Source organism: Nocardia farcinica, assembly GCF_029867845.1.
In the GTDB taxonomy this organism is placed as follows: Bacteria; Actinomycetota; Actinomycetes; order Mycobacteriales; family Mycobacteriaceae; genus Nocardia; species Nocardia farcinica_A.
Genome location: NZ_JARWRU010000990.1, coordinates 1 through 26,249 on the forward strand (window position 1 = coordinate 1; position 26,249 = coordinate 26,249).

The 26,249-nt window shown below is 70.0% G+C and carries 32 protein-coding genes and 1 pseudogene; 11 read left to right on the forward strand and 22 right to left on the reverse strand.

Translation table 11 applies throughout. The features are described from left to right. Nucleotides 1–165 precede the first annotated feature (165 nt). From QH283_RS21820 to QH283_RS21840, 5 genes are all read right to left on the reverse strand, one after another. Nucleotides 166–351, reverse strand: coding sequence for a type Z 30S ribosomal protein S14 (locus tag QH283_RS21820; RefSeq protein ID WP_011207308.1), 186 nt, complete (start codon nucleotides 349–351; stop codon nucleotides 166–168). A 3-nt stretch (nucleotides 352–354) separates the two neighbouring features. Continuing rightward, complete coding sequence (rplE, locus tag QH283_RS21825; RefSeq protein ID WP_280504837.1) at nucleotides 355–918, reverse strand: 50S ribosomal protein L5; 564 nt, start codon at nucleotides 916–918, stop codon at nucleotides 355–357. A gap of 2 nt (nucleotides 919–920) precedes the next feature. Next, complete coding sequence (gene rplX, locus QH283_RS21830; protein WP_280504838.1) at nucleotides 921–1,235, reverse strand: 50S ribosomal protein L24; 315 nt, start codon at nucleotides 1,233–1,235, stop codon at nucleotides 921–923. Between the two features lies 1 nt (nucleotide 1,236). Beyond that, nucleotides 1,237–1,605 (reverse strand): 50S ribosomal protein L14, encoded by a 369-nt coding sequence (gene rplN / locus QH283_RS21835; protein ID WP_011207305.1) that lies wholly within the window; start codon nucleotides 1,603–1,605, stop codon nucleotides 1,237–1,239. Nucleotides 1,606–1,800: 195 nt separating this feature from the next. Further along, on the reverse strand, nucleotides 1,801–3,648 hold the full coding sequence (locus QH283_RS21840; RefSeq protein ID WP_280504839.1) for an ABC transporter ATP-binding protein/permease: 1,848 nt from the start codon (nucleotides 3,646–3,648) through the stop codon (nucleotides 1,801–1,803). A 220-nt stretch (nucleotides 3,649–3,868) separates the two neighbouring features. On the opposite strand from QH283_RS21840, the gene QH283_RS21845 reads away from it, so the two are divergent. From QH283_RS21845 to QH283_RS21880, 8 genes are all read left to right on the forward strand, one after another. Next, complete coding sequence (locus QH283_RS21845) at nucleotides 3,869–4,849, forward strand: ABC transporter substrate-binding protein (protein WP_280504840.1); 981 nt, start codon at nucleotides 3,869–3,871, stop codon at nucleotides 4,847–4,849. A 41-nt stretch (nucleotides 4,850–4,890) separates the two neighbouring features. Beyond that, the gene (locus tag QH283_RS21850) at nucleotides 4,891–6,180 is read left to right on the forward strand and encodes a nitroreductase family protein (RefSeq protein WP_280504841.1); all 1,290 of its coding nucleotides are present in this window, start codon (nucleotides 4,891–4,893) and stop codon (nucleotides 6,178–6,180) included. 101 nt (nucleotides 6,181–6,281) lie between these two features. Further along, entirely contained in the window at nucleotides 6,282–7,649 is a 1,368-nt protein-coding gene (locus QH283_RS21855) for an alpha/beta hydrolase family protein (RefSeq protein ID WP_280504842.1), read from the forward strand. 68 nt (nucleotides 7,650–7,717) lie between these two features. After that, entirely contained in the window at nucleotides 7,718–8,647 is a 930-nt protein-coding gene (locus QH283_RS21860; protein WP_280504843.1) for an RluA family pseudouridine synthase, read from the forward strand. Nucleotides 8,648–8,712: 65 nt separating this feature from the next. Continuing rightward, nucleotides 8,713–9,525 carry a CPBP family intramembrane glutamic endopeptidase gene (locus QH283_RS21865; RefSeq protein WP_280504844.1) on the forward strand — a complete coding sequence of 271 codons (813 nt, stop codon included), beginning with the start codon at nucleotides 8,713–8,715 and terminating at the stop codon, nucleotides 9,523–9,525. Nucleotides 9,526–9,649: 124 nt separating this feature from the next. After that, nucleotides 9,650–9,988, forward strand: coding sequence for a hypothetical protein (locus QH283_RS21870; protein WP_280504845.1), 339 nt, complete (start codon nucleotides 9,650–9,652; stop codon nucleotides 9,986–9,988). Between the two features lie 41 nt (nucleotides 9,989–10,029). Then, nucleotides 10,030–10,257 carry a hypothetical protein gene (locus QH283_RS21875; RefSeq protein WP_280504846.1) on the forward strand — a complete coding sequence of 76 codons (228 nt, stop codon included), beginning with the start codon at nucleotides 10,030–10,032 and terminating at the stop codon, nucleotides 10,255–10,257. Nucleotides 10,258–10,394: 137 nt separating this feature from the next. After that, a complete protein-coding gene (locus tag QH283_RS21880) occupies nucleotides 10,395–10,619 on the forward strand; it encodes a hypothetical protein (protein ID WP_280504847.1) in 225 nt (74 codons plus the stop codon). Between the two features lie 103 nt (nucleotides 10,620–10,722). Here QH283_RS21880 and rpsQ read toward each other — a convergent pair. From rpsQ to rpsJ, 11 genes and pseudogenes are all read right to left on the reverse strand, one after another. Beyond that, nucleotides 10,723–10,971, reverse strand: a pseudogene (rpsQ, locus tag QH283_RS21885) (30S ribosomal protein S17); the annotation flags it as partial. A 23-nt stretch (nucleotides 10,972–10,994) separates the two neighbouring features. Next, nucleotides 10,995–11,234, reverse strand: coding sequence for a 50S ribosomal protein L29 (rpmC, locus tag QH283_RS21890; protein WP_040794488.1), 240 nt, complete (start codon nucleotides 11,232–11,234; stop codon nucleotides 10,995–10,997). Then, nucleotides 11,234–11,650 (reverse strand): 50S ribosomal protein L16, encoded by a 417-nt coding sequence (gene rplP, locus QH283_RS21895; protein ID WP_280504848.1) that lies wholly within the window; start codon nucleotides 11,648–11,650, stop codon nucleotides 11,234–11,236. The genes rpmC and rplP overlap by 1 nt, the downstream gene beginning before the upstream one ends. Nucleotides 11,651–11,653: 3 nt before the next feature. Then, nucleotides 11,654–12,448, reverse strand: a complete 795-nt coding sequence (rpsC, locus tag QH283_RS21900; protein ID WP_280504849.1) for a 30S ribosomal protein S3 — start codon at nucleotides 12,446–12,448, stop codon at nucleotides 11,654–11,656. Continuing rightward, nucleotides 12,449–12,868, reverse strand: a complete 420-nt coding sequence (gene rplV, locus QH283_RS21905) for a 50S ribosomal protein L22 (protein WP_280504850.1) — start codon at nucleotides 12,866–12,868, stop codon at nucleotides 12,449–12,451. Next, the gene (gene rpsS / locus QH283_RS21910) at nucleotides 12,865–13,146 is read right to left on the reverse strand and encodes a 30S ribosomal protein S19 (protein WP_011207268.1); all 282 of its coding nucleotides are present in this window, start codon (nucleotides 13,144–13,146) and stop codon (nucleotides 12,865–12,867) included. Before rpsS ends, rplV begins: the two co-directional genes overlap by 4 nt. 15 nt (nucleotides 13,147–13,161) lie before the next feature. Further along, nucleotides 13,162–13,998, reverse strand: a complete 837-nt coding sequence (rplB, locus tag QH283_RS21915; protein ID WP_280504851.1) for a 50S ribosomal protein L2 — start codon at nucleotides 13,996–13,998, stop codon at nucleotides 13,162–13,164. 33 nt (nucleotides 13,999–14,031) lie between these two features. Further along, on the reverse strand, nucleotides 14,032–14,337 hold the full coding sequence (gene rplW / locus QH283_RS21920; protein WP_011207266.1) for a 50S ribosomal protein L23: 306 nt from the start codon (nucleotides 14,335–14,337) through the stop codon (nucleotides 14,032–14,034). Next, on the reverse strand, nucleotides 14,334–15,032 hold the full coding sequence (rplD, locus tag QH283_RS21925; RefSeq protein WP_280504852.1) for a 50S ribosomal protein L4: 699 nt from the start codon (nucleotides 15,030–15,032) through the stop codon (nucleotides 14,334–14,336). The genes rplW and rplD overlap by 4 nt, the downstream gene beginning before the upstream one ends. Next, nucleotides 15,029–15,706, reverse strand: coding sequence for a 50S ribosomal protein L3 (gene rplC / locus QH283_RS21930; protein ID WP_280504853.1), 678 nt, complete (start codon nucleotides 15,704–15,706; stop codon nucleotides 15,029–15,031). Before rplC ends, rplD begins: the two co-directional genes overlap by 4 nt. Before the next feature lie 17 nt (nucleotides 15,707–15,723). Beyond that, nucleotides 15,724–16,029, reverse strand: a complete 306-nt coding sequence (rpsJ, locus tag QH283_RS21935) for a 30S ribosomal protein S10 (protein WP_003938093.1) — start codon at nucleotides 16,027–16,029, stop codon at nucleotides 15,724–15,726. A gap of 516 nt (nucleotides 16,030–16,545) precedes the next feature. Between rpsJ and QH283_RS21940 the strand changes: the two genes are divergently transcribed. From QH283_RS21940 to QH283_RS21950, 3 genes are all read left to right on the forward strand, one after another. Beyond that, nucleotides 16,546–17,586, forward strand: coding sequence for a DUF2804 domain-containing protein (locus tag QH283_RS21940; RefSeq protein WP_280504854.1), 1,041 nt, complete (start codon nucleotides 16,546–16,548; stop codon nucleotides 17,584–17,586). A 40-nt stretch (nucleotides 17,587–17,626) separates the two neighbouring features. Then, a complete protein-coding gene (locus tag QH283_RS21945; RefSeq protein WP_060593159.1) occupies nucleotides 17,627–18,118 on the forward strand; it encodes a hotdog fold domain-containing protein in 492 nt (163 codons plus the stop codon). Between the two features lie 222 nt (nucleotides 18,119–18,340). Continuing rightward, nucleotides 18,341–19,117: a sulfurtransferase gene (locus QH283_RS21950; protein WP_280504855.1), complete on the forward strand. Its 777-nt coding sequence runs from the start codon at nucleotides 18,341–18,343 to the stop codon at nucleotides 19,115–19,117. Nucleotides 19,118–19,212: 95 nt separating this feature from the next. Here QH283_RS21950 and QH283_RS21955 read toward each other — a convergent pair whose 3' ends face one another. The 6 genes from QH283_RS21955 to QH283_RS21980 all read right to left on the reverse strand — a co-directional run. Next, nucleotides 19,213–20,265 carry an aldo/keto reductase gene (locus tag QH283_RS21955; RefSeq protein ID WP_280504856.1) on the reverse strand — a complete coding sequence of 351 codons (1,053 nt, stop codon included), beginning with the start codon at nucleotides 20,263–20,265 and terminating at the stop codon, nucleotides 19,213–19,215. Further along, nucleotides 20,265–21,638, reverse strand: coding sequence for an NtaA/DmoA family FMN-dependent monooxygenase (locus tag QH283_RS21960; RefSeq protein ID WP_060593162.1), 1,374 nt, complete (start codon nucleotides 21,636–21,638; stop codon nucleotides 20,265–20,267). The genes QH283_RS21955 and QH283_RS21960 overlap by 1 nt, the downstream gene beginning before the upstream one ends. A 14-nt stretch (nucleotides 21,639–21,652) precedes the next feature. After that, complete coding sequence (locus QH283_RS21965) at nucleotides 21,653–23,107, reverse strand: LLM class flavin-dependent oxidoreductase (protein ID WP_280504857.1); 1,455 nt, start codon at nucleotides 23,105–23,107, stop codon at nucleotides 21,653–21,655. A gap of 20 nt (nucleotides 23,108–23,127) precedes the next feature. Continuing rightward, complete coding sequence (locus QH283_RS21970) at nucleotides 23,128–24,810, reverse strand: ABC transporter ATP-binding protein (protein ID WP_280504858.1); 1,683 nt, start codon at nucleotides 24,808–24,810, stop codon at nucleotides 23,128–23,130. Next, entirely contained in the window at nucleotides 24,797–25,714 is a 918-nt protein-coding gene (locus QH283_RS21975) for an ABC transporter permease (RefSeq protein WP_076573639.1), read from the reverse strand. The genes QH283_RS21970 and QH283_RS21975 overlap by 14 nt, the downstream gene beginning before the upstream one ends. Beyond that, a partial coding sequence (locus tag QH283_RS21980) for an ABC transporter permease (RefSeq protein ID WP_280504859.1) occupies nucleotides 25,711–26,249 on the reverse strand: 539 nt, incomplete at its 5' end. The genes QH283_RS21980 and QH283_RS21975, both read right to left, overlap by 4 nt.

Genomic DNA, 26,249 nt, shown 5'->3' on the forward strand with positions numbered 1-26,249 from the left:
CCGCCCCCCCCCCCCCCCGCCCCCCCCGCCGCGCCGCGGCCGGGTCGGCCGACCGGGACGCACGAGGGCACGGACTCGTCGAAAGTCCGTGCCCTCGTGGAATATTCGGTTGGCGACGCGCCGCCGGAGCGTCAGCTCACGCTCGGGCTCGGCGGCGCGCCGAGCTCACCAGGAGCTCTTGTGCACGCCGGGCAGCTCGCCCTTGTGCGCCATGTCGCGCAGGCACACGCGGCACAGGCCGAACTTGCGGTAGACCGCGTGCGGCCGGCCGCAACGCTGGCAGCGGGTGTAGGCGCGAACCGCGAACTTCGGCTTCCGGTTGGCCTTGTTGACCAGAGCTTTCTTCGCCATGGCTCAGTTCTCCTTGAACGGGAAGCCGAGGTGCTTCAGCAGGGCACGGCCTTCTTCGTTGTTGGTCGCGGTGGTGACCACGGTGATGTCCATACCGCGCGGGCGGTCGATCTTGTCCACGTCGATCTCGTGGAACATCGACTGCTCGCTCAGACCGAACGTGTAGTTGCCGTTGCCGTCGAACTGCTTCGGCGACAGGCCGCGGAAGTCGCGGATACGGGGCAGCGCGATGGAGACCAGGCGATCCAGGAACTCCCACATGCGGTCGCCGCGCAGGGTGACCTTGGCGCCGATCGGCATGCCCTCACGCAGCTTGAACTGCGCGATCGACTTGGTGGCCTTGCGGACCAGCGGCTTCTGGCCGGTGATGAGGGCCAGATCCTCGACAGCGCCGTTGATCAGCTTCGCGTCACGGGCGGCGTCGCCGACACCCATGTTCACGACGACCTTGACCACGCCCGGGATCTGCATCACGTTGGCGTAGTCGAACTCTTTGTTCAGCGCGTCCCTGACCTCTTCGCGGTAGCGGACCTTGAGGCGCGGCTGGGTCTTCTCGGTGGTAGTCATGCTCAGATGTCCTTCCCGTTGCGACGGGAGATGCGGACCCGCTTGCCGTTCTCGTCGGTCCGGTAGCCGATGCGGGTCGGCTTGCCGTCGGAGTCCAGGACCATCACGTTGGACACGTGGATGGGGGCTTCCTGGGTCACGATGCCGCCGGAGGAGGCGCCACGCAGGTTCGCGGAGTTCGCGACGTGCTTCTTGATCCGGTTCACGCCCTCGACGAGGACACGGTTCTCCTTCGGGTAGGCCTGGATGACCTTGCCCTTGGCGCCCTTGTCCTTACCCGAGATGACGAGCACGGTATCGCCCTTGTGCACCTTCATGTCAGAGCACCTCCGGGGCCAGCGAGACGATCTTCATGAACTTCTTGTCGCGCAGCTCGCGGCCCACGGGGCCGAAGATGCGAGTGCCGCGCGGATCGTTGTCCGCCTTGATGAGCACGGCGGCGTTCTCGTCGAACTTGATGTAGGAACCGTCAGGACGGCGGCGCTCCTTGACGGTGCGCACGACGACGGCCTTCACCACGTCACCCCGCTTGACGTTGCCGCCGGGGATGGCGTCCTTCACGGTGGCGACGATGACGTCGCCGATACCGGCATAGCGACGCGACGAACCACCGAGAACGCGGATGCAGAGGATTTCCTTCGCACCCGTGTTGTCGGCGACGCGCAGTCGCGACTCCTGCTGAATCACTTCAGCCTCCTTGACCTGGACGTAAAAGCACGCCGGATTGCCGACCCGACGGGCATGGTCGTGCTGCCACCCGGAGCGCGCGCCTACCAGCGGTTTCTCACCACCACCGGGGGTTCGCGGCCGAGTTCGCGGGCAGAACGCCCGCGGGCAACCGGTCAAGTGTATGGGAACGCGCAGGTCGCGCCCAAATCGGGGTCAGCCGACGGGTGCGACCCGCCAGCCGCCCGCCTCGCCGGTGAGCTCGAGGCGCTGGGTGTGGTGCTGGTCGACGGTGCTGCGATGGGCGACGCTGACCAGAATGGTGTCGGGCGCCTCGGTGCGGACCAGCTTGTACAGCGAGTACTCCAGCCCCTCGTCGACCGCCGAGGTGGCCTCGTCGAGGAAGGCGACCTTCGGCCGGATCAGCAGGATGCGGGCGAAGGCCAGCCGCTGCTGCTCGCCCGGGGACAGGATCTTGGCCCAGTCGGCCTCCTCGTCCAGGCGGTCGACCAGGTGACCGAGGTGCACCTTGGTCAGCACAGCGCGCAGGGTCTCGTCCTCGATCTCGCCCGGCCGGGCCGGGTAGGCGACCGCGGTGCGCAGATCACCGAGCGGCAGGTAGGGGATCTGCGAGAGGAACAGCGTCTCGTTGCCCTCCGGCCTGCGGATCGTGCCCTCGGAGTAGGGCCACATCTGCGCCAGCGCGCGCAGCAGGGTGGTCTTGCCGGTGCCCGAGGGGCCCTTCACCACCAGGGCGTCACCGGGAGTGAGGCGCAGGGTGAGGTCGTCGATGAGCACGGTGCCGTCCGGCTTGCGCACGTCGACGGCGTCGATCTCCACGGCGTCGTCGAGGCCGGCGGCCGCCAGCGCGGGCAGCTCGCGCGATTCGTCGCTGGCCACCAGCAGACCGTCCAGACGGATGAGCGAGGCGCGCAGGGCGGCGAAGGTGTCGTAGGACTCACGGAAGAACGACAGCGAATCGTGGATCTCACCGAAGGCGGTGGCGGTCTGGTTGACCCCGCCGAGGGTGACCTGGCCGGTGAAGAAGCGCGGCGCCTGGATGATCCACGGGAAAACCACCGCGGTCTGGTTGACGCCGAGGTTCCAGCCGTTGAACTTGATGGTGCGGAAGACCACTCGCCAGTACACCGCGATGACCGCGGCGAAGCGGCTGAGCAGGCCGTGCCGCTCCACCTTCTCGCCCTGGTAGAAGGCGACGTTCTCGGCGCTGTCCCGCAGGCGGACCAGAGCGTAGCGGAAGTTGGCCGTGGCCATCTCGTAGAGGAAGTTCAACCGGATCAGCGGGCGGCCGATCCAGAACGCGATGACCGTGGTCAGCAGCACGTAGATGAGGACAAGGAACATCATCGCGCGGGGGATCTCGACACCGAACAGCGTCAGCGGGCCGGACAGATCCCACAGGATCTTGGTGAACGAGACCACCGTGACCACCGAGCTGACCGCGCCGAGGGCCAGCACGCGCGAGTACTGCACGAAGTTGGTGATGTCGGCCTGCACGCGCTGGTCGGGGTTGTCGATGGTGTTGTCGATGAACCGGGCGCGGTAGTAGGCGCGGTCGCGCAGCCAGTCGGTGGTGACGTGCTCGGTGAGCCATTCGCGCCAGCGGATGTCGAAGGCCTCGCCGAGGTAGTAGATCAGCAGCGCTCTGACCACGTGGATGGTCGCCAGCACGGCGAACAGGATCATCGAGTTCCAGAACGCCGTCTCGGCCGCGTCGAGGGTGGCCTGGTCACCGGAGACCAGCGCGCCCGCGCCCTCCTGCAGCGCGGAGAACATGTCGTTGCCCTGATAGGAGAACAGCACGCTCATGCGGACCGCGAAGACGGTCATGAACAGCAGCAGGGCGACGAAGGCGATCGTCCACATGCCGTCGCGGCCGCGGAAGAAGCCACCGGTCAGCCGCCAGAACTGCCTGCCCCAGGCGGTCAGCCACAGCAGCATGGCGACGATGGCGGTGAAGGCGACGGCGGTGATCGTGAAGGCGATGGCGAGCCATTTCACCGTCTCGACGAGCTCGTTGCCCCAGTCCCTTGACGTTTCCAACCGAGTTCCCCATCCCGCGACGAGCACAGAGTCGGCGAAGTCTAACCCGGGTCGTCGGCGCGCGCCGCGCGTGCGTTCCACGGACTCTCCCCGCCCTTCTCCGGGAGGAAAAGGGCAGGCAACCGTCAGCGACCGAGGTAGATAGGTTAGCCTTATCTGAATTGGATCCGGCGCCGCCGGACCCTCCGGGCGGGTTCACCAGTGAAGGAGAGTGCGAACGATGAGGTCTGTCGGCAGAACTCGCGTGTGGGCACGGGCCGCGGTCGCCGCGGTCGCGGGCGCACTCGCGCTCGGCGTGACGGCATGCGGCTCCGCCGGGGACAGCAGCGGCCAGGGCGAAGGCCTCACCATCACCCACGGCCGCGGCGAGACCGTCATCGAAGGCACCCCGAGCAGGATCGTCGCGCTGGGCAACCAGTGGCTCGACACCACGCTGGCGCTGGGCGTCACGCCGGTCGGCTACATCGACAACGTGGCGGTCACCGCGCAGAACGCCACACCGTGGCAGCCCGAGGGCGCGCTGGACTCGGCCACCGAGATCAGCACCACCGGCAACATCGCCGAGCAGGTCGCCGCGCTGGAACCGGATCTCATCCTGGCCGACCCGTTCATCGCCGACCAGAAGACCTACGACGACCTGAGCAAGGTGGCCCCGGTGTTGCCCGGCCTGTCGGACTCGATCATCACCCCCTGGCAGGACCAGGTGACCACCCTGGGCGAGGTGCTCGGCAAGGACGACGAGGCCGAGCGGATCGTCGCGGGCGTGGCCGACGAGATCGCCGCGATCACCGCCGCGAACCCGGACCTGGCGGGCAAGACCTTCGTCAGCACCTGGCTGGCCGGCCCCTCGCAGCTGATGGTGCTCACCGACCCGGACGACGGCTCCTCGAAGTTGTTCGCCGAGCTCGGCATGACCATCCCGCAGAACCTGCAGGACCTGCCCGCCGCCCAGGGCCGCGTCGCACTGTCGCCGGAGCGGCTCGACGAGCTGACCGCCGATCTGCTGCTGGCCGGCTACTCCCCCGGCATGGACGAGCGCTACCGGCAGCTGCCCGGCTACGACGAACTGCCCGCGGTGCGCAAGGGATCGGTGGTGTTCCTCACCACGCAGGAGATCAGCGCGGTGAATCAGCCCACCGCCCTGTCGGTTCCGTACATCCTGGACAAGCTCGGCCCGGCGTTCGCCGCGGCGGCGAAGTAAGAAGCAGAAGAGATCAGTTCCACGCGCGGAGGTCAGTGGTAGTGCCCGCCGTCATCTATTCCGAACAGACCCGATTCACCCTCTGTGACGGCGTCACGCTCACGGCAACGGCCGAGGGCGCCACCCTGCACGCGCCACCGCGCACCGTGGAGCTGACCGAACTGGCCGAACCGCAGGTGCGGGCGCTGAGCACGCTCGCGCGTGGCCCGAGGACGGTCGCGGAGATCGCCGCCGAGGCCGGCGGCGCGGATGTGGCGCCGCTGCTGGATCGGCTGGCCGACGGCGGCTGGCTGGCCGCCACCGTGCGCGACGCCGGGCGCGACCTCTACACCATCCGCCCCTTCGAACGGCCGGTCCCGCGCCCGGAGCACTCGCTGCCGTCGTGGTCGGCGACGTTGTCGAAGTTCGCGGTGCTGCACCGCGACGGCGGGGGTTTCGTGCTCGAACACCCGCGCTCGTGGTGCAGCCTGCGCATCCACGATCCCCGGCTGCTCGCCCTGCTCGACGGGCTCGGTTCGGCGGATTCCGACCTGCCGATCGCGGTGAAGACCCAGTTCGCCGACGACCTGCACTGGGGCGGATTCCTGGTCGCCGACGGCTGGGCCGAGGAGAACGAGCCCGGCGCACGCGACTGGAGCGCCGCGGATCTGTGGTTGCACCGGCTGGCGATGCGCCACGGCCCTGGCCGCGCGGGTGCCGACGATCCCGCCAGGGCCGCCGCCGCGCGCAGGCCCGCCTACCTCGGGGAGACCGTCGCGCTGCCCGCGCCCGCCGACGGGGTGGACGCGGCGGCCGGCGCGCCGCTGACCATCGAGCGGCTCGGCGACATGCTGTACCGGGCGGCGCGCGGTCAGGCAGCGCAGACGGCGTGCGGCGCGCCCGCGACCGGTGACTCCCCCATCGAGGTGTATCCGGTGGTGCGGGAGGTGGCCGGGCTGGCGCCGGGCATGTACCACTACGACTCCGCCGGGCACCGGCTTCGGCCGGTCGCGCCCGCCGACTCGCCCTCGGTGCGGCGGATGCTCGCCTCGTCGGCGGACGCCTACGCCGCGGCGGTCGGCGCCGCGGCGGGAGAACCACAGGCGCTGATCGTGTTCGGCGCGCGTTCCGGGCTGTTGTCGGGCGACGCCGCTCCCGGCGGGTACGCGGCCGTGCTGCGGCAGACCGGTGCGCTCACCCAGATGCTCGCCCTGGCCGGCGCCGCGCTCGGCGTCGGTGTGTGCGCGCAATCGTTCACCGAGGCCGCGGCTTTCGCCTCGGCGACCGGGAACGACGAGCTCGAGGAATGCGCCCTCGGCGCGATCGCGGTGGGGATGTCCGGCCGCCGGTAGGGTGGCGGTCGACCGGCCGGAGGAGGCGGTCAGTCGATCAGGGGGCGGTCCCGACGGGTGTCCAGCGGGGTCCGGCGCCGTGAGCACGAGGTGAGCCGGTTGTGTCGACCATCGACGTAGTACTCGTCGCCCTGACGCTCGGATATGCCGTGACAGCCGTGCTCGCGCCGCGGGTGGCGATGTTCGCGCTGCCGGTCGCGGCGCCGCTGCTGGGGCTGGGCTGGGCGGCGCAACTGCTGCTGGAGCACTTCTATTGGCAGTTCCTCCCGCTGTATCTGCTGGTTCCGCTCGCCGCGACGGTGGCCATCACGCTCGGCGTCCGGCGGCGAACCGGGGCCGGTCCGATCGTGGCGCGCGCCGCCGTGGCCGTGTCGGCGGTGCTCGCGCTGCCCGCCCTCGCGGCCGTGCCGGTGCCGCGGCTGCCCGAGCCGACCGGGCCGTACGCGGTGGGCTCGCAGATCTTCCGCTGGGTCGACGAGCAGCGCGCCGAGCCGGCGAACCCAGGCGAGCGGCGCAATGTGGTGGTGCAGGCCTGGTATCCGGCCGCCGGGACCTCGGGACGACAGTACGTCTATCTCGACGGCGACGGCGAACTCCCCCGCAACGTCGCGGGGGTGCCGGGCGTGCTGATGCGCGGCTACGGCGCCGTCACCACCCACGCCCACAGCGACCTCGCCGTCCACGACGAGCGCGAGCGCTGGCCGGTGGTGCTGTTCTCCCCCGGCTACAGCGCCCCGCGCGCCTTCTACACCGCCCTGGTCGCCGACCTGGCCTCGCGCGGCTTCGTGGTCCTCGCCGTCGACCACCCCTACGAGTCCGCGGTCACCACGCTGGCCGATCACCGGGTGATCACCGCCGAACCACGGTTGCCCGACGGCGAGGCCGAGCTGGCCGCACTGCTGGCCGAGCACCAGCGCACCCGCGCCGCCGACCTGCGCTTCGTCCTCGATCGGCTCGACCGGGGCGTAGGGCTGGAAGCTCTGACCGGCCGCCTGGCCACCGAGCACATCGCCGCCGTCGGCCATTCCCTCGGCGGCGGCAGCGCCGTGGCCGCCCTCGCCGACGACCCGCGCCTCGACGCCGCGGTGAACATCGACGGCGCCCCCAACGGCGAGCTGCCCCAGCGCGTCATCGACCGTCCGGTGCTGCTGCTCGAGAGCGACCGCACCGACCACTCGCCGCGCTACCTCGACGGCAACCGCACCCTGCTGGCCAACCTCACCGCCCCCGGCCACCGCTACACCCTCGCGGGCACCGATCACAACGCCTTCACCGACGCCACGTACTTCCTCGCCGGGCCTGCCCGCTCCCTGCTCCGCTTCCCCGGCGGTCCCCGCGACCCGGCCGACACCCTGCGCACCACGAACACTCTCGTCGAGGCGTTCCTGCGTGGGCCGCTCGGCGGAGAACCGGTCGATCTCGCGGCCACGGCGGCAGCACTGGAGAACGTCAGCGGCGGGCCCGCCTGAGCCGATCGACGCCCGGCAGCAGCGGCTGACGCGAACGGCTCGCCGGGCGGCCGATAGAGTTCACGGCGATGAGACGCAGGCAGCAGCCGCCGTTGCCGAAGCGGCACGGCCTCGATCCCGCCCGGCTGCGGATGCCGGAGGCGGGCCATTGGGCGACGATCCGCGACCATCTGGTGGAGCGGCTGCCGCGCGTCGCGCCCGAGCGCATCGACGAACTGCTGCGGGCAGGTGCCATCGTGGATCTGTTTGGGCCGATCGCGCCGGACGCCCCCTACGTGCCGGGCGGGGCGGTCTGGTTCCACCGGGATCTACCCGAGGAGGCAGAGGTCCCCTTCGAGGTTCGGGTGGTCCATCGCGACGACACCATCCTCGTCGCCGACAAACCGCACTTCCTGGCCACCATCCCGCGCGGGCAGCACATCCGCCAGACCGCGCTGGTTCGCCTGCGCGAACAACTCGACCTGCCCGATCTGGTGCCCGCGCACCGGCTGGACCGCGTGACCGCCGGGCTCATCCTGTTCGTGGTCGACCCGGCCCGGCGCGGCGCGTACCAGACCATGTTCCACAAGCGGACCGTGCGCAAGCAGTACGAGGCCGTCGCGCCGTACGATCCCGGCCTCGAACTGCCACGCACCGTGCGCAGCCGCATCGTCAAGGAGAAGCACGTGCTGGCCGCCCAGGAGGTCGAGGGCGAGCCCAACGCCGAGACACTGGTCGAGCTGCTCGAACAGCGCGACGGGCTCGGCCGCTACCGGCTCACCCCGCACACCGGCCGCACCCACCAGTTGCGCCTGCACATGAACGGTCTCGGGGTGCCGATCCTCGGCGACGAGTTCTATCCCGTCGTCACCGACAAGCCGGTGCACGAGTTCACCCGGCCGTTGCAACTGCTGGCCTCGGTGCTCGAATTCACCGATCCGGTCACCGGCGAGCACCGCCGCTTCGAAACCACCCGCACCCTGCAGGCCTGGACCGACTACGCGGGCTGGGCGGGCTGAGTTCGCCGCCCGGCCGGCCCGCACGGCACAGCGCGCGCTCAGAATCGCTCCGTACACTGGGCCCGATGCGTGAAACCGACACCGTGGCAGTGCCTGCCTCCGATACGGCGGCGCAGCGCGAGCCCCATGCCGCGACAGCAGCAGACGCCCTCGTCCCGGTATCCGACACGCGGCGCCGCCCGCACGCCTATATCGATGTCGCCGTGGTGATCGTGGTGTTGACCTGCACCAACCTGATCGCCCACTTCACCACCGCCTGGGCCAACATCGTCAGCGTCCCGGTCGCCGCCGTGATCCTGCTCGCGCTGGTGCGCAGGCGCGGGCTGGGCTGGGCCGAACTGGGCCTCTCCCCCCGGCACTGGCGACGCGGCTCGCTGTACGCGCTGGCCGCCGTCGGACTGGTTCTCACCGTGGTCGCCGTCGGCGCGCTGCTGCCGGTGACACGGCCGTTCTTCCTCGCCGACCGCTACGCCACCATCTCCGGCGCGCTCATCGCCTCGATGATCGTCATTCCCCTGCAGACCGTCATTCCCGAGGAGCTGGCCTTCCGCGGTGTCCTGCACGGCACCCTGGACCGCGCCTGGGGCGCTCGCGGCGTCTTCGCGGCGGGCTCACTGCTGTTCGGCCTCTGGCACATCGCCTCCTCCTTCGGCCTGACCAGCGGCAACAAGGGCCTCAGCGCGATGCTCCCCGGCGGGGTGCTCGGCCAGATCGCGGGCATCGCGCTGGCCGTGCTCGCCACCGCCGCCGCAGGCGTCGTCTTCACCTGGCTGCGCCGGCGCAGCGGCAGCCTGCTCGCGCCCATCGCCCTGCACTGGTCGGTCAACGGCCTCGGGGCACTGACCGCCGCCCTCGTCTGGCACACCTCCCTCGCCTGAGCGCTCCACGTCCGCTCGCCCGGCGCTTTCTCGGGGACAACAGACCGCGCGGAATGTGAAACGATCGCGCTTCATTGTGCTGCGGATTCCGTTAGCCTGAGCCGGAATTCCGCAGAAAGGTCACATGGTGCGCCACCTGATCCACGCGAGCCTCGTTCTCGCAGCCACCGTCGTCCCCCTCACGGCCCCGGCCATCGCCGCCGCCACCCCGGCCGCCATCGCCCCGCCCGCAGTGCGCCCGGTCGCGGACTCGGGAAGCAGCGCACCCATCGAGTCCGGCACCGGGGGGACGGCCTGCCGGGAGATCCCGTGCCCACCCCCCGCGCTGAACATCTGGGACGAGATCTTCGAGGTCTACTACTCGATCCTGGTGGCGACCGGCTCGGCGAGCTGGGGCGATCTGCCCGGCCAGAACGTCGAGCCCACCTTCCCCGGCTCGGGTTCCTCCGGCTCCGCCGACTGACCGGAACCCGAACACGCACCCGAACCGAAGGACCCGCCACCGTGAAACGCAGCCTCGCCACCACCGCTGTTCTCGCCGCTCTGCTCGGCGCCCCCGCCGCACCCGCCCTCGCGCAGGCCCCGGCCCCCGTCGCCGACGAATCCACCGGCAGCGCCCTGTCGGGCAGTGCGCTGCTCGCACCGAACAATCCGATCGAGGAACTCGTGGAGGCCGTCTACGTACTCGTCCTCTTCCAGCTCCAACAGGGCTTCTGGGGCTCGTCCCGGTAAGCGCCCGCTCCGCGCGCGCCCGGGTACCGGACCGCCAAGGGGTCGGCTTCCGGTACCCGTAAACACTTTCCGGCGGCCTGTCGATCACTGTGCACACCCTTCACGACCACCGTGCGCGACGATCGAGGAGCGACCACATGACCATGACAGGGCGACAGGCGACAGGCGTGGCACTCGGCGCCGCGGCGGGCTTCACCGCCTACCAACTCTGGGACCGCAGCCGCGGCAGCGCCTGGCCGGACGACACGGCGGGCTGGGCCTCGCTCGCCGTGGCAGCCCTGGTCGTCGGGCTGCTGACCGCCCTGCTCTACGTACTCGTGCTGACCGTGCGGGAGCGGAGGGCCCGGCGCGACGATCGGTGAACGGGCCGCGGCGTGACGCGGCACTGTGACGAAACGACGAAGGCCCGCCCCCGAACGGGGAACGGGCCTTCGTGCTCTTCGACGAGTCAGCCGGGAGAGGCGCTTACTTGGCCTTCTCCAGGATCTCGACCAGACGCCAGCGCTTGGTGGCCGACAGCGGTCGGGTCTCCATCAGCGAGACGCGGTCGCCGACGCCGGCGATCTCGTTCTCGTCGTGCGCCTTCACCTTGGAGGTGGTGCGGATGATCTTGCCGTAGAGCGGATGCCGGTTACGGTCCTCCAGCTCGACGACGATCGTCTTGTTCATCTTGTCCGAGACGACGTAACCGACGCGAACCTTGCGGCTGCCGCGGTCCTGTCCCTTCGCACTCTCGCTCATGCCGCATCTCCCTTGTCAGCGGGTCCGGTGGCCAGACCGAGCTCACGCTCACGCATGACCGTGTAGATGCGCGCGATCTCGTGACGGACGACGCGCAGACGACGGTTGTTGTCGAGCTGACCCGTCGCCATCTGGAAGCGCAGGTTGAACAGCTCTTCCTTCGACTCACGCAGGCGGGAGACGAGTTCGTCTTCGGTGAGCTCGCGGAGCTCTGCGGCCGGTGTTCCGGTAGCCATCAGAACTGCTCCTCCCTGGTCACGATCCTGCACTTCATCGGGAGCTTGTGCATCGCGCGGCGCAGGGCCTCGCGAGCGATCTCCTCATTCGGGTAGGACATCTCGAACATCACCCGGCCGGGCTTGACGTTCGCGACCCACCACTCCGGCGAACCCTTACCGGAACCCATGCGGGTCTCGGCGGGCTTCTTGGTCAGCGGACGATCCGGGTAGATGTTGATCCAGATCTTGCCGCCACGCTTGATGTGGCGGGTCATCGCGATACGAGCCGACTCGATCTGACGGTTGGTGACGTAGGCGGGCTCGAGAGCCTGGATGCCGAACTCACCGAAGGCGACCGAGGTGCCGCCCTTGGCCATACCGGAGCGACTCGGGTGATGCTGCTTGCGGTGCTTGACCCTACGAGGCATCAGCATGCGTCAGCCCTCCTGATTCTCTGCCGGAGCCTCCGCCACCGCGGTGGCGGCCCGTCCGGCCTCAGTGCTGGTCGCGGTGGTGCCGGTGGAACCGGAACGACGCGGACGGCACGGGCGCTCCCGGCGCGGACGCTCGGGGGCAGCCGCGGCGGCGGTCAGCTCACGCTTGCCACCGACGATGTCGCCCTTGTAGATCCAGACCTTCACGCCGATGCGACCGAAGGTGGTCTTGGCCTCGTAGAGGCCGTAGTCGATGTCGGCGCGCAGCGTGTGCAGCGGCACCCGACCCTCGCGGTAGAACTCCGAGCGCGACATCTCGGCGCCACCGAGGCGGCCCGAGCACTGCACGCGGATGCCCTTGACGTTCGGCGAACGCATGGCCGACTGGATGGCCTTGCGCATCGCGCGACGGAACGCCACACGGTTGGACAGTTGCTCGGCCACACCCTGGGCGACCAGCTGGGCATCGGACTCGGGGTTCTTGACCTCGAGGATGTTCAGCTGCACCTGCTTGCCGGTGAGCTTCTCCAGCTCGGCACGGATGCGGTCGGCCTCGGCGCCGCGACGGCCGATCACGATGCCCGGACGCGCGGTGTGGATGTCCACACGCACGCGGTCACGGGTGCGCTCGATCTCGACCTTCGAGATGCCCGCACGCTCCATGCCGGTGGCGAGGAGCTTGCGGATCGCGACGTCTTCCTTCACGTAGTCCGCGTACTGCTTGTCCGCGTACCAACGGGACTTCCAATCGGTGGTGATACCGAGGCGGAAGCCGTGGGGATTGATCTTCTGTCCCATTTACTTTGCCCCTCCCTTCCGGCGGCTGCGAGCAGCACCGGCGGTGGGCACGCTCTCGACCTCGATGGTGATGTGGCTGGTGCGCTTGCGGATCCGAAACGCGCGGCCCTGGGCACGCGGCTGGAAACGCTTCAGGGTCGCGCCCTCGTCGACGTACGCGGTCGAGATGACCAGCGTCGCCGGGTCGAGGCCGAGGTTGTTCTCGGCGTTGGCCGCGGCGCTGGCCACGACCTTGGCGACCGGCTCGCTCGCGGCCTGCGGAGCGAACTTCAGGATCGCGAGGGCGTCCTCGACCCGCTTGCCACGGACGAGGTCCACGACACGACGAGCCTTCATCGGAGTGACGCGGACGTGCTTGGCGGTCGCGCGCGCCGTGACCGAGGCCGTCAGCAGTGCTTGATTGCTCTTCGCTTCGCTCATCGCCGCTTGCTCTTCCGATCTTCCTTGACGTGGCTCTTGAACGTCCTGGTCGGCGCGAACTCACCGAGCTTGTGCCCGACCATGTTCTCCGAGACGAACACCGGCACGTGCTTGCGGCCGTCGTGGACCGCGAAGGTGTGACCGATGAAATCCGGGGTGATGGTCGAACGACGCGACCAGGTCTTGATGACCTGCTTCGTGCCCTTCTCGTTCTGCACGTCCACCTTCGCCTGGAGGTGGTCGTCGACGAACGGGCCCTTCTTGAGGCTACGTGGCATTTCTTACCTCCTCCTTCAGCGCTTCTTGCCGGTCTTGCGACGGCGGACGATGAGCTTGTCGCTCGGACGGTTGGGCTTGCGGGTGCGGCCTTCCGGCTGACCCCACGGCGAGACCGGGTGGCGACCACCGGAGGTCTTGCCCTCACCACCACCGTGCGGGTGGTCGACGGGGTTCATCACGACACCACGGACCGTGGGGCGGCGGCCCTTCCAGCGCATACGGCCGGCCTTGCCCCAGTTGATGTTCGACTGCTCGGCGTTGCCGACCTCGCCGACGGTGGCGCGGCAGCGCACGTCGACGCGACGGATCTCACCGGAGGGCATACGCAGCGTGGCGTAGGGGCCTTCCTTGCCGAGCAGCTGGATGCTCATGCCCGCGGCACGAGCCAGCTTGGCGCCGCCGCCGGGACGCAGCTCCACGTTGTGGATGGTGGTACCGGTCGGGATGTTGCGAAGCGGCAGGTTGTTACCCGGCTTGATGTCGGCGGTGGGGCCGGACTCGATCGGGGTGCCCTGCTGGATGCCCTTGGGCGCCAGGATGTAGCGCTTCTCGCCGTCCACGTAGTGCAGCAGCGCGATGTTGGCGGTGCGGTTGGGGTCGTACTCGATGTGCGCGACCTTGGCCGGGATGCCGTCCTTGTCCAGGCGACGGAAGTCGATGATGCGGTAGGCACGCTTGTGCCCGCCGCCACGGTGGCGAGTGGTGATGCGGCCGTGGGCGTTGCGACCACCGGTCTTGCTCAGCGGGCGCAGCAGCGACTTCTCGGGAGTGGACCGGGTGATCTCGGCGAAGTCCGAAACGGACGACCCACGCCTACCGGGGGTTGTCGGCTTGTACTTGCGAATTGCCATGAGTTCTTCTCTGCTTTCTGGAATCCCCGCCGCTTACGCGACCGGGCCTCCGAAGATCTCGATGGGCTTGCTGTCGGCCGAGATGGTCACGAGCGCGCGCTTGGTGTTCTTGCGCTTGCCGTAACCGAAGCGGGTCCGCTTGCGCTTGCCCTGACGGTTGGCGGTGTTGACGCTGGTGACCTTCACACCGAAGACCTTCTCGACGGCGATCTTGATCTGCGTCTTGTTGGAGTCCGGGTGCACCAGGAAGGTGTAGGTGCCTTCCTCGATCAGTCCGTAGGACTTCTCCGAGATGACCGGCGCCAGCAGGATGTCGCGGGGGTCGGCGATGGTGGTCACTTGCTCTCCTCCTGAGCCGCCGCAGTGTTCTGCGGAGATTCCGCGGGGCCGTGAACGAAAGTGTTCAGGGCTTCCACGCTGAAGACCACGTCGTCGCTGTTCAGCACGTCGTAGGTGTTCAGCTGATCCGGGGCGATCGGCTGCACGTTCTGCAGGTTCGCCACGCTCTTCCACGCGGTGACGTCCTCGCGGCCGACGACGACCAGGAACTTCTTGCGGTCCGACAGCTCGGACAGGAAGCTCTTGGCGGTCTTGGTCGAGGGGGTCTGGCCGGCGACGAGCTCGCTGATCACGTGGATGCGATCGTTACGGGCGCGGTCCGACAGCGCGCCGTACAGCGCGGCACGGATCATCTTCTTGGGGGTGCGCTGGCTGTAGTCACGCGGCTGCGGGCCGTGGACGGTGCCACCGCCGGTGAACTGCGGCGCGCGGGTCGAGCCCTGGCGGGCGCGGCCGGTGCCCTTCTGCCGGTACGGCTTCTTGCCGCCACCGGAGACCCGGCCACGCGTCTTGGTCGCGTGGGTGCCCTGGCGGGCGGCGGCCAGCTGCGCGGTGACGACCTGGTGCATCAGCGCGATGTTGGCCGTCACATCGAAGATCTCCGCGGGGAGCTCGACGGTGCCGTTGGTCTTGCCTCCGGCTTCCTTGACGGGAAGCGTGAGGTTGGTTTCCTTCTGAGTGCTCACGGCGCTCATGCGTGCGCACCACCCTTCACGGCGCTCTTGACGATCACGACGCCGCCCTTGCGACCCGGGACCGCACCCTTGATCAGCAGCAGGCCGTTCTCGGCGTCGACCTTGTGAACGGACAGGTTCTGCGTGGTCACACGGTCGTTGCCCATACGGCCCGACATGCGCATGCCCTTGAACACGCGACCGGGGGTGGCGCAGCCACCGATGGAGCCCGGACGGCGGTGCACGGCCTGCGCGCCGTGCGAGGCGCCCTGGCCACGGAAGCCGTGGCGCTTCATGGTGCCCGCGAAGCCCTTGCCCTTGGAGGTGCCGGTGACGTCGACGTAGCTGCCCTCTTCGAACACGTCGGCGTTGATCTCCTGGCCGACCTCGAAGCCCGAGGCGTCGGCGACACGGATCTCGGCGAGATGACGGCGCGGGGTGACACCGGCCTTGGCGAACTGGCCGGAGACCGGCTTGTTCACCTTGCGGGGGTCGATGGCGCCGAAGGCGACCTGCACGGCGCTGTAGCCGTCGCGCTCCTCGGTGCGGATCTGGGTGACCACATTCGGGCCCGCCTTGATCACGGTCACCGGGACGACGCGGTTCTTCTCGTCGAAGACCTGGGTCATGCCGAGCTTGGTGCCCAGAATGCCGGCGGCAGGCCGGTTCTTTCCATCAACGTTGCTGTCAGTCATTCGATTTCCTACCGCCGTCACTGAATGTTGACGTCGACGCTGGCCGGCAGGTCGATGCGCATGAGCGCGTCGACCGTCTTCGGCGTCGGGTCGAGGATGTCGATGAGACGCTTGTGCGTGCGCATCTCGAAGTGTTCGCGCGAGTCCTTGTACTTGTGCGGCGAACGGATGACGCAGTACACGTTCTTCTCGGTCGGCAACGGCACCGGTCCGACCACGCGGGCCCCGGTGCGGGTGACCGTCTCCACGATCTTGCGCGCAGACGCGTCGATCGCCTCGTGGTCATAGGCCTTGAGCCTGATGCGGATCTTTTGTCCCGCCACGCTAAGTGTCCTTTTCTCCGCTTTCCTTCGTGGCCCGTAAACCGTCAACCATCCGTACCACCCTCATTTGCTACAGCCCGAACACACGAAAGACGCCTCAGGGAGACCACCGACCGGGGCCATGCCCGATCTTCGCCGCTGTTCATCTGTCATGGTTCTCCGGTCCACGCGGTCGGGCGTGTCGCCTTTTCGCTCATTCTTCGGCCCGGATCGAAACTTCATCGCAGGCTTGCAGAACGTGTCCCGGACGTACTCGCGCCGGTCGCCCGGCGGAATACACATCGGTTACTGCTCTCGCCCTGCCGGATAGCGCTCGCGTCCAGCGGAACACACGGTTCCGGCCAGGAAACGACCACGACCCCGGGCAAGGCAACCCGAACAGTATGCATGACCCCCGTCGGCGACTTCAAATCGCCCCCCACGTGGGTCCGCCCACCCCCGGCGAGCCCCCCCGAAGGCCCCCCCCCCACAACCGGGGGCGCTGTCCCGGCGGGCAGGCGAGGGCATGATCGGCGGATGAGCGAACGCGAACTGACCGCGCCGGTCGACCTGTGCGACGCGCGCGGACGTCTGAACCCCGAGGCCGTCGGCTGGTCGCGCAGGCCGCTGCACCGCGCCAACCTGTCCGGGGCGTGGGGCAGGAAGAAGAGATGGGACTACTGGGCCGTGACCGCGCCCGACCTCTATCTCGCGATCACCTGCGCCGATCTGGACTACCTCGGCAACGCCTCGGTCTGGCTGTGCGGACCGTCGAAGGGACTGTCGGTCGCGGTGGACCGCATCGTGCCGGCCGCCAGGGGCTTCGCCCTGCCCGACCAGCCGTGCACCGGGCTGATCGCGGTCGAGGCGGGCGGGCTGCGGATCGAGATCGACGAGCGCGCGAGCGGGTCGACCCGGCTGCGGGCCCGCTGCGACCGCACGCCGGAGGGGCCGCTCGACATCGAGGTGGAGGTGGCCGAGCCCGCCGGACACGAGTCGCTCAATGTGGTCATCCCGTGGTCGCCGCGGCGGTTCCAGTTCACCAGCAAGCAGAACACCCGTCCGGCCACCGGGACCGTGCGCCTGGGCGAGCACCGATGGGAACTGGGTGGAGCGGAACCCGGTGCGGGCGAGCTGCCCGCCTACGGCACGCTCGATCTCGGCCGGGGGGTGTGGAAATACCGGAACCGGTGGAACTGGGCCGCCGCCTCGGGCGTGTCGCGCGACGGCAGGACGGTCGGCCTGCAGTTCGGCGGCAAGTGGACCGAGGGCACCGGCTACACCGAGAACGGCCTGTGCGTGGACGGGCGGCTGACCAAGATCGGCGAGGAGCTGCGCTGGGACTACGACTGGGATCACCCGATGCGGCCGTGGCGGGTCCGCGACAGCGCCGGGCTGGTCGATGTGGAACTGGTTCCCGACCACGACCGCCACGCCCGCACCGATGCCGGGCTGATCTCCATGGAGGTCCACCAGTGTTTCGGCCGCTGGTCGGGGACGATCGTCACCGAGGCGGGCGAGCGGGTGGAGTTCGCGGATGTGATCGGCTTCGCCGAGGAGGCCCGCAACCGCTGGTGACCCCTTCCGCACCGAACTTACCGAGCAGTAAGATGCACGGATGACGACCGGCGCCTCGCCCGACCGCACCCCCACCTACCGCAGCTGGGCCAAGCTGCCCGACAACAGGCTCGGCCACGCGCTGTTCTCGCTGGGCATGGTGGCGAAGGTGCCGTACTTCGGCACCGTCCTGCCCACCGTGCGGCGGCTGGAACCGGGACTATGCGAGGTGGGCGCGCCGTTCTGGTTCGGCGTGCACAACCACTTGAAGACCTTCCACGCCATCGCCGCCTGCAACCTGGCCGAGGTGGCGATGGGGATGCTGTGCGAGGCCACCGTCCCGGCCACCCACCGCTGGATTCCCAAGGCCATGAACGTGCGCTACCTGGCGAAGGCGGGCTCGCGGCTGCGCGCGGTGGCCCTGCTGCCCGAGATCCCCGACTTCACGGCGATCACCGAGGGCGCCGAACTGGTGGTGCCGGTGTCGATCTTCGACCGCGAAGGCACCGAGGTCGTGCACGCCGACATCACCACCTGGGTGACGCCCCGCTGACCCGCGCGGCGAGCTCGAATCCCGCCGAGCGCAACCGTTCTCGCCGTGGCCACCGGTCCGTAGCGTCGGCGGTGTCCACCACCCGGATCTGTTCGAGGATCGCCATGAGCTCTGTGTCCCCGGCGTCGCCCGCCGTCGCCGATTCGCCCCCCCCCCCCCCCGCCCCCCCCGCCGGCCGCCCCCCCCGCCGCGCGGCCCGCCGCGCCCGCCGCCGGCGCCGCCGTGAGCGGGCGCGCGGCCCGGCGCGCGCGCGGCGACGGCCCGGCGGGGCCTGTTCCCGCCCCCGAGCCGCTCGACGGGCACCTGCCCGGCGCGCACGCGGTGGATTTCGCCGAGTTGATCGGCCCGAAGACCGAGACCTCCGGTAACAGCCCGCTGCCCACCGAGGAGCAGCTGACCGCGCTCGTGCGCCGGTGGGGAGTGCACGACGACAGCACGGTCGTCGTCTACAGCCCCGACCAGCCCTCCACCGCCAGCCGGGTGTGGTGGGTGCTGCGCTGGGCGGGTCTGGCCGACGTCCGCTATCTGGACTGCGGCGCGCACGCCTGGGTCGCGGCGGGGCGGGAGCTGAGCGCCGACCGCCCGGCCACCGGTGGCGGTACCGCGCGGCTGCGGCTCGGCGCGCTGCCGGTTCTCGACGCGGGCACCGCCGCGGGTCTGGCCCGCGCGGGGCACCTGCTCGACGCCAGGGCCGAGCAGGCATACCTCGGCTCGGCCGACGACCCGGCCACCGGCCACATCCCCGGCGCGCACCACCTGCCCGGCACCGCCAACCTGCGCGCGGGCCGCCTCGCCGACACCGAGACCCTGCGCTCGCTCTACGCGCCCTTCCTGACCGGCGCCCCGGTCGGCGCGTACTGCGGCGGCGGCGTGGCCGCGACCCTGGACGTGCTCGCCCTGAGCACTCTCGGTGTGACGGCCGCGCTGTACCCGGGCTCGTGGTCGCAGTGGATCACCGACCCGACCCGACCCGTCGCCCGCGGCGAGGAACGCGGCTGACGAGCGGCCCCGCCGACCGACGATGCCCGTGCGCGGAGGAGATCCGCACACGGGCATCGGTGGCTCCGGCACCGTGCGGTGCGGGCAGGCACAGCTCAGGCCTTCGCGTCCGGCCCTTCCCCGTCTCCCTCGTCGTCCCCCGTGTCGACCACGCCCGGCCCGCCGGACAGGTCGCCGGTGAAGAACCCGCGCAGCTCGCGTTCCTCCTCCGGCGTCGGCGTCCAGCGGCTGGCCGCAAGGTTCTCGTCGAGTTGCCCGGGCACGGTGACCCCGGCGATCACGCTGGTCACCGTCGGCTGGGCCAGCAGCCACCCCAGCGCCAGCGCGGTCGGCGTGACGCCCCGCTCGGCGGCGAACTTCTCGTAGCGGGCCAGCGCCTCCCATGGCGCGCTGCCGAGCAGGTAGCGCTTGAGGTTGGTGATCTTGGCCTCTGCGGGCGCATGCCCCTGCCGGTACTTGCCGGTGAGCAGGCCGTTCTGCAACGGGAAGTACGGGATGAAGCCGAGCCCGTAGTGCCGCAGCGCCGGGATCAGCTCCTCCTCGGGCTTGCGCCAGGTGAGGTTGTACTCGTCGGTCGTGGAGACGAACCGGGTGAAACCGTTGCGGGCGGCCACGTGCTCGGCGTCGGCGATCTGCCAGGCCTTGAAGTTCGAGGCGCCGATATAGCGGACCTTGCCCGAGGTCACCAGGTCGTCGAGCGCGGCCAGGGTCTCCTCGATCGGGGTGTGCGCGTCCGGGAAGTGGATCTGGTACAGGTCGATGTAGTCGGTGTTCAGCCGGCGCAGCGAGTCCTCCACCGAGCCCACGATGTATTTGCGCGATCCGGTCAGCGCGTAGGACGGGCCGCGGTCGGCCAGCAGCGAGCGGCCGAACTTGGTGCCGATGACCACGCTCTCCCGCCGGGAGCCGACCGCCCTGGCGAACAGTTCCTCGCTCAGGCCGGTGCGGTCGCCGTAGCCCTCGGCCAGGTCGAAGTAGGTCACCCCGAGGTCGATGGCCCGGTCGACGATCGCCTTGACGCGGTCGGGGTCGACGGCGCGCATCCCGGAGCGGCCGAAAGTGCTCGCGCCGATGCCCAGTTCCGACAGCACCAGGCCGGAACGGCCGAGCGCGCGATATCCGGCGGGGATCGCCGGCGCCCCCGCCATCAGCCGTTGTCCGTGTCGAGCAGGCCCTGCAGGGTGTCGGCCTCGTACTCGGTGCGGAACAGCCCGCGCCGCTGCAACTCCGGCACCAGCAGGTCGACGAGCAGGTCGGCCGGGCCGCGGTGGTACGGCGGGAAGAACTGCACGCCGTCGAGCACGCGTTCGACGAAGTTCTCCTCCACCCAGTCGGCGATGGTTTTCGCGTCGCCGACCAGCGCGGGCTGGCCGCCCTGGCGGGAGCGCTGCACGTGGTGGTACAGCTCGCGCAGGGTCAGGTCCTCGCCGAGGGCCTCGACCAGGCCGCGGATGATCTCGCGGTCGTCGCGGCCGCGCACGTGCCGCTTCTCCCGGCCGAGCGGGCGACGGAAGTCCTCGAGTGCGTCGGGGGCGACGGTGTCCAGGTCGACGACGTCGACGACGCGCTCGTTGTCGCGCACCCGCGACAGGTCGATGCCGAGCGCCAGCGAGAACTGCTCGGGGATCTGTTCGGTCAGCTGGAAGTTGGTGACCTGACGGTAGATGGCCTGGGCCTCGCGCCTGGTGCCCGCGAGGTAGAAGGTGGCGCCGGGGATGATCTTGAACTTCTCCGGGTCGCGCCCGGCGGCGGCCACCCGCTCCTTGAGCCTGCGGTACTCCTGCTTGCCCTGTTCGATGCCGAGATAGGGCGAGAACCGCACCTGGGCGAGGTCCGCGCCGTACCGCAGCGACTCCTCCGAGGTGCCAACGTGCACATTGGGGATGCGCCGCTGCACCGGTGGGGGCACGTTGAGCGGACCGCGCACCTCGAAGTGCTCGCCGGAATGCTCGATGCGCTGCCAGGAGCCCGGCTTGATCAGCACGCCCTTCTCGCGGTCGTCGAGCAGGAAGTCGGCGTCCCAGCTCTCGTACAGCAGCCGGTTCACCACCTGGGTGAACTCCCTTGCCCGGGTGTACTTGGTCTGCTCGTCGGGGATCGGGTTGCGGCCGTAGTTGCGGGCCGGATCGCCCTCCCGGTCGATGCCGAAGACCACGTTCAGCGCGGTCCTGCCCTTGGTGAAGTTGTCCAGGGTGGCGAGCTGGCGCGCGATGCCGTAGGGGTGCTCGAAGGAGGAGTTCACCGACACCAGGAAGCCGACGTTCCTCGTCACCGCGGCCGCGTAGCCCGCGTAGACGAAGTTGTCCCAGCGGTAGATGCGCTGCAGGTGGTCCGGCTCGCTGCCCAGCGCGCTGCCGGAGAAGACGTAGTCGAGCTTGCCGCGCTCGGCGGCGCGCGCCACGTCGACGATCACGCTCGGGTCGTGCAGGCCGGTGTTGGTGGCCTGGGGCAGCCGCCAGGCGTCGGCATCCCAGCCGGTGCCGTAGGCGGCGAGGCCGATACGAAGTTTTCTGTCGCTCATCGGTTTTCCTGATCTCACTGGGCGGTGGTGGCGAACTGGTTGGGCGGCACGGGCAGCCCGAAGTGGCCGCGGAAGGTGTCGCTGGTGTACTCGGTGCGGAACAGGCCCTTGTCCTGCAGGATCGGCACCACCCGGGAGGTGAAGCGCTCCAGCTGGTCCCACATGTAGGGCGAATTGATGTTGAAGCCGTCGGCCGCGCCGCGGTCGAACCACTCGATCAGCCGGTCGGCCACGTCCTCGGCGGTGCCGATCACCTGTGGGAAGCCGCCGCCGATGGCGTTGTGCAGCAGGTCGATCGCGCGCACGGTGCCCGCCTCGACGGTGCGATCGGTGCGGCCGCGCACGCCGTCGAGCAGTTTCCGGCCGAATTCGTTGAACCGCGAGGCGATCTCGGGGGTGACGGCCGCCTCCAGCCCGCCGGGGCGCAGGTCGACGCCGACGCGTTCGGACAGCGAGCGCAGGCTGCGCACGCCCAGCGGCAGCGGCCCGCGCGGGGCCCGCTGGATCGCCGCCCACTCCTCGCTGCGCCAGAACTCCTCGTCCTGGTCGCCCTCGACCGGGTCGTCGTCCAGTGGCAGCCCCGCGTTGAGGCGTTCGAAGATGTCCACCGCGTCGGCCCTGTTGTCGCCGATGATCGGCGAGATGCCGGGCAGGAAGAAGATCGGGACGTCGCGGCCGTGGATGCGCCGCGCCCTCGCCCGCACATCGGTGTTGAACTCGATGGAGTCCTCGATGCTCGCCGGGCCGGTGAAGTTGAGCTCGCAATGCCGGGCGGTCAGCTCGCGGGACAGTTCGGAGGCGCCCGCGTACAGCAGCGGAATCTGGCCCTGCGGCGGCCTCGCCATCGGCAGGGTGCCCGCGACCTGGAAGAACTCGCCCTTGTGCTCGAGCCGGTGGATCTTGGCCGGGTCGAGGTAGCGGCCCGACTTCTTGTCCTGCAGGTAGGCCCCGTCCTCGATGCTGTCCCACAGCCTGCGCACGACGCCGATGAACTCGTCGGCGCGCGCGTAGCGGCGTTCGCCGCCCAGGTCGGGCAGGCTGAAGTTGCGCGCGGCCAGGTCGTTGGCGCCGAGCACCACGTTCCACGACAACCTGCCCTTGCTGAGGTGGTCCAGCGAGGCGGTCAGGCGGGCCAGGATGTAGGGCTCGTAGTAGGTCGGGTGGGCGGTGACGACCAGGCCGATCCTGGAGGTCTGCAACGCCAGCTGCGAGGCCAGCGTGAACGGCTCCAGCCTGCCCGCGTTGTGGGTGGTGCCCCTGTGCTCCTTGTAGTTGTCGCCGGGCTGGGTGTCGCCGAGTAATAAGATGTCTAACTTGGCGTCCTCCACCAGCTTCGCCGCGCGCGCGGCGTAGTCGAGCTCGAAGGCGTTGGCGGTGGGGGCCTCCGGCAGCCGCCAGCCGCCCCAGTGGGTGCCGTTGAGCCAGTACATGTAGCCCAGGTGCAGTTCGCGTTTCGCGGGGGTGCCCACGTGTGTTCCTTTCGACAGGGTCAGACGGAGACGGTCGCGGCGCTCGCGCCGGGAATGGAGGCGAGCAGTTCGCGGACGTAGTCGGTCTGCGGAGCGGTGAGGATGTCGGCGGCGTCGCCGTGCTCGACGACGTCGCCGTGATGCAGGACGAGGATCCGGTCCGACATCTCGGCGATCACCCCCAGATCGTGCGAGATGAAGACGTAGGTCAACGCCAGCTCGCGTTGCAGTGAGGTCAGCAGGTCGAGGATCTGGCGCTGGACGGTGACGTCGAGGGCGGAGACCGGCTCGTCCAGGATCACCAGGTCGGGATCGGGGGCCAGCGCGCGGGCGATGGCCACCCGCTGGCGCTGGCCGCCGGACAGCTCGGCGGTGTAGCGGTCGGCGACCCCGGCGGGCAGCCCGGTCACCGCGAGCAGCTCGTCCACGCGCTCGCGCCGCCGCGCCGCGTCGCCGATCCGGTGGCCGCGCAACGGTTCCTCGATGATGGCGCGCACGGTGGCGCGCGGGTTCAGTGAGGCGAACGGGTCCTGGTAGACCATCTGCACCGTGCGGTACAGCTCGGCCTGGCCGGCGCCGCGCCGGTGGTGCACCACCGGCCTGCCCGCCACCTCGATCGTGCCGGAGTCCGGCGCGGCCAGTCCGGCCAGCAGGCGCACGAGAGTGGTCTTGCCGGAACCGGATTCGCCGACGATGCCCAGCGTGCTGCCGCGGCGCACCTCGAAGGACGCGCCCGCGACCGCGGTCACGGTGTCGCGGCCGCGCTGGGCCGGGAAGGTCTTGCGCACGTCGACCGCGCGCACCACCACCGGCGCGTCCTCCTCGGCACGGCCCGCCTCGGCACGCCACCGCTGCCGTTCGGCCGCGGCGGCGGCCCCGGAGAAGCCGAACGAGGAGGAGTTCAGCAGAGCGGTGGTGTAGGCGTCGCCCGGTGCGGCGATGACCTCGGCGGCCCGGCCCGAGCGCACCAGGCGGCCGTCCTTCAGCACCGCGATCTCGTCGGCGCGTTCAGCGGCGACGCCCAGGTCGTGGGTGATGAGCAGGATCGCCAGCTCCTGCTCGGACACCAGTTCGCCGAGCAGGTCGAGGATGCGCTTCTGCACGGTCACGTCCAGCGCTGTGGTCGGCTCGTCGGCGACCAGCAGCTTCGGGCCGGTGGACATGGCCGCGGCGATGAGCACGCGCTGGCACATGCCGCCGGACAGCTCGTGCGGGTAGGAGCGGAAGATCTTGGCCGGATTGCGCAGGCCGACCTTGCCGAACAGCTCGATCACCCGTTCCCGGCGTTCGGCCTTGTCCGCCCGGCCGTGCGCGCGCAGCGGCTCCCCCGCCTGCACCCCCACCGGCAGCAGCGGGTTGAGCCCGAGCAGCGCGTCCTGCGGGATGTAGCCGATCTCGCGGCCGCGGATCGCGCGATACCGCTTGTCGGACAGGCCATCCAGGCGCCTGCCGCCGAACTCGACCCGGCCGCCCGCGACCCGGCCGTTCTCGGCGAGTGTGCCGGTGACGGTGCGGGCCAGCGTGGACTTGCCCGAGCCGGATTCACCGACGAGGGCGAGTACCCGGCCCGCGCTCAGGCTCAGGCTCACCCGGTCGACCACCCGCGCGGGCGGGCGGCCCGGCACGTCGAAATCGACGGTGACCTCGTGCAGGCTCAGCAGCGCGCCCGGTTCGGGCACGGTGAGCGGATCAGGCGACGACACTTGTCCTCCCGCGGTTGAGTGATCGGCCGATCCGATAGACCGCGACGACCGTGAGGGTGATGACCAGGCCGGGCAGCAGGCTCAGCCACCACTGGGTGGCGATGAAGGTCCTGCCCTCGGAGACGAGCAGACCCCATTCGGGCGTGGGCGGCGGGGCGCCGAGGCCGAGGAAGCTCAGCGCGGCGACGGTGAGGATGGCCGAGCCGATCTCCATCGTGGCCGCGGCGAGCACCGACCGGGAGGCGTTGGGCACCACGTGCCGCAGCAGCCGGTAGGCATAGCCGTGGCCGGCGAAGACCGAGGCCTCGACGTATTTGGAGCCCGCCACCTTCAGCACCTCCGAGCGCATCAACCGGGCGAAGCCCGCGGTGCTGTTGATGCCGATGGCGATGGCGATGTTGACCACGCCCTGCCCGAGGGCGGAGATGATGGCCAGCGAGACGATCAGGCTCGGCACCGCCAGCATGATGTCGACCACGCGCATGAGCACGCTGTCCACCCGGCCGCGCACCGACCCCGCGATCAGGCCGATCAGCGCGCCACCGACCAGGCCGATCAGCACCGCGATGACCGCGGCCTGCACCGACAGCGCGGTCCCGTGCACCATGCGGGTGAACTGGTCGCGGCCGAGGTCGTCGGTGCCGAAGGGGTGGTCGAGGCTGGGCGGCAACAGCAGCGCGTCGGCGTCCTGGGCCAGCGGGTCGCGGGAGGTGAACGCCCGCGGCGCGATCGCGGCAAGCAGCATCAGCGCCACCCAGAGGTAGGCCAGCAGCAGGCTCGGGGACGTGGCGATGTGCCGCAGCCACCTGGTGGCCCCGCCCGCCCGTTCGCGCCAGGCGGCGGCGGTGTCGGCGCGGTCGATCTCCTCGGCGGGCGAGGCGGGCCGGGCGTCGAGCAGACTCATCGGGCGTCCAATCGAATTCGCTTGTCGATGACCGGGTAGATCAGATCGACGACCAGGTTGACCGTGACGAAGATCAGCGCGCTGGCGGTCACGGCGATCAGCACGATGGGCATGTCCCTGCCCTCGACCGCGTTCACGATGAGCCTGCCGACGCCGAGGCGGGAGAAGACCGTCTCGGTGAGCACCGTGCCGCCGACCATCACGCCGATGGTGGTGCCCAGCGCGGTCACCACCGGCAGCGCCGCCGCGCGCAGGGCGTGCCGCACGACCAGGTCGAAACGGCTCAGCCCCCAGATACGGGCGGTCTCGATGTAGGGCGAGGTCAGCGCAGCCCGCAGGTTGACGGTGAGCAGCTGGGAGATCTGCCCGCCGCCCGCCACCGCGATCGACAGCGAGGCGATGAGCAGGCCGGCCCAGGTCTTGTCGCCGAAGGCCTTGATCCACTGCAACTGGAAGGCGCAGACCTGCACCAGCACCAGGGCCACGATGAACGGCGGCAGCGAGACCGCCACCGGGGGCAGCGAGATCAGCAGCA

What these genes read in the sequence shown, in the direction of transcription:
- rplV (WP_280504850.1), bottom strand. Translation starts at nt 12,868, where the DNA reads ATGAGCGAAGCGAAGAGCAATCAAGCACTGCTGACGGCCTCGGTCACG.
- rpsC (WP_280504849.1), bottom strand. Translation starts at nt 12,448, where the DNA reads ATGGGACAGAAGATCAATCCCCACGGCTTCCGCCTCGGTATCACCACC.
- rpmC (WP_040794488.1), bottom strand. Translation starts at nt 11,234, where the DNA reads ATGGCTACCGGAACACCGGCCGCAGAGCTCCGCGAGCTCACCGAAGAC.
- QH283_RS21960 (WP_060593162.1), bottom strand. Translation starts at nt 21,638, where the DNA reads ATGAGCGACAGAAAACTTCGTATCGGCCTCGCCGCCTACGGCACCGGC.
- QH283_RS21845 (WP_280504840.1), top strand. Translation starts at nt 3,869, where the DNA reads ATGAGGTCTGTCGGCAGAACTCGCGTGTGGGCACGGGCCGCGGTCGCC.
- QH283_RS21940 (WP_280504854.1), top strand. Translation starts at nt 16,546, where the DNA reads ATGAGCGAACGCGAACTGACCGCGCCGGTCGACCTGTGCGACGCGCGC.
- QH283_RS21945 (WP_060593159.1), top strand. Translation starts at nt 17,627, where the DNA reads ATGACGACCGGCGCCTCGCCCGACCGCACCCCCACCTACCGCAGCTGG.
- rplC (WP_280504853.1), bottom strand. Translation starts at nt 15,706, where the DNA reads ATGACTGACAGCAACGTTGATGGAAAGAACCGGCCTGCCGCCGGCATT.
- QH283_RS21820 (WP_011207308.1), bottom strand. Translation starts at nt 351, where the DNA reads ATGGCGAAGAAAGCTCTGGTCAACAAGGCCAACCGGAAGCCGAAGTTC.
- QH283_RS21975 (WP_076573639.1), bottom strand. Translation starts at nt 25,714, where the DNA reads ATGAGTCTGCTCGACGCCCGGCCCGCCTCGCCCGCCGAGGAGATCGAC.
- rplE (WP_280504837.1), bottom strand. Translation starts at nt 918, where the DNA reads ATGACTACCACCGAGAAGACCCAGCCGCGCCTCAAGGTCCGCTACCGC.
- QH283_RS21870 (WP_280504845.1), top strand. Translation starts at nt 9,650, where the DNA reads ATGGTGCGCCACCTGATCCACGCGAGCCTCGTTCTCGCAGCCACCGTC.
- QH283_RS21860 (WP_280504843.1), top strand. Translation starts at nt 7,718, where the DNA reads ATGAGACGCAGGCAGCAGCCGCCGTTGCCGAAGCGGCACGGCCTCGAT.
- rplB (WP_280504851.1), bottom strand. Translation starts at nt 13,998, where the DNA reads ATGGCAATTCGCAAGTACAAGCCGACAACCCCCGGTAGGCGTGGGTCG.
- rplD (WP_280504852.1), bottom strand. Translation starts at nt 15,032, where the DNA reads ATGAGCGCCGTGAGCACTCAGAAGGAAACCAACCTCACGCTTCCCGTC.
- rplX (WP_280504838.1), bottom strand. Translation starts at nt 1,235, where the DNA reads ATGAAGGTGCACAAGGGCGATACCGTGCTCGTCATCTCGGGTAAGGAC.
- QH283_RS21955 (WP_280504856.1), bottom strand. Translation starts at nt 20,265, where the DNA reads ATGGCGGGGGCGCCGGCGATCCCCGCCGGATATCGCGCGCTCGGCCGT.
- rplP (WP_280504848.1), bottom strand. Translation starts at nt 11,650, where the DNA reads ATGCTGATGCCTCGTAGGGTCAAGCACCGCAAGCAGCATCACCCGAGT.
- rpsS (WP_011207268.1), bottom strand. Translation starts at nt 13,146, where the DNA reads ATGCCACGTAGCCTCAAGAAGGGCCCGTTCGTCGACGACCACCTCCAG.
- QH283_RS21880 (WP_280504847.1), top strand. Translation starts at nt 10,395, where the DNA reads ATGACCATGACAGGGCGACAGGCGACAGGCGTGGCACTCGGCGCCGCG.
- QH283_RS21865 (WP_280504844.1), top strand. Translation starts at nt 8,713, where the DNA reads ATGCGTGAAACCGACACCGTGGCAGTGCCTGCCTCCGATACGGCGGCG.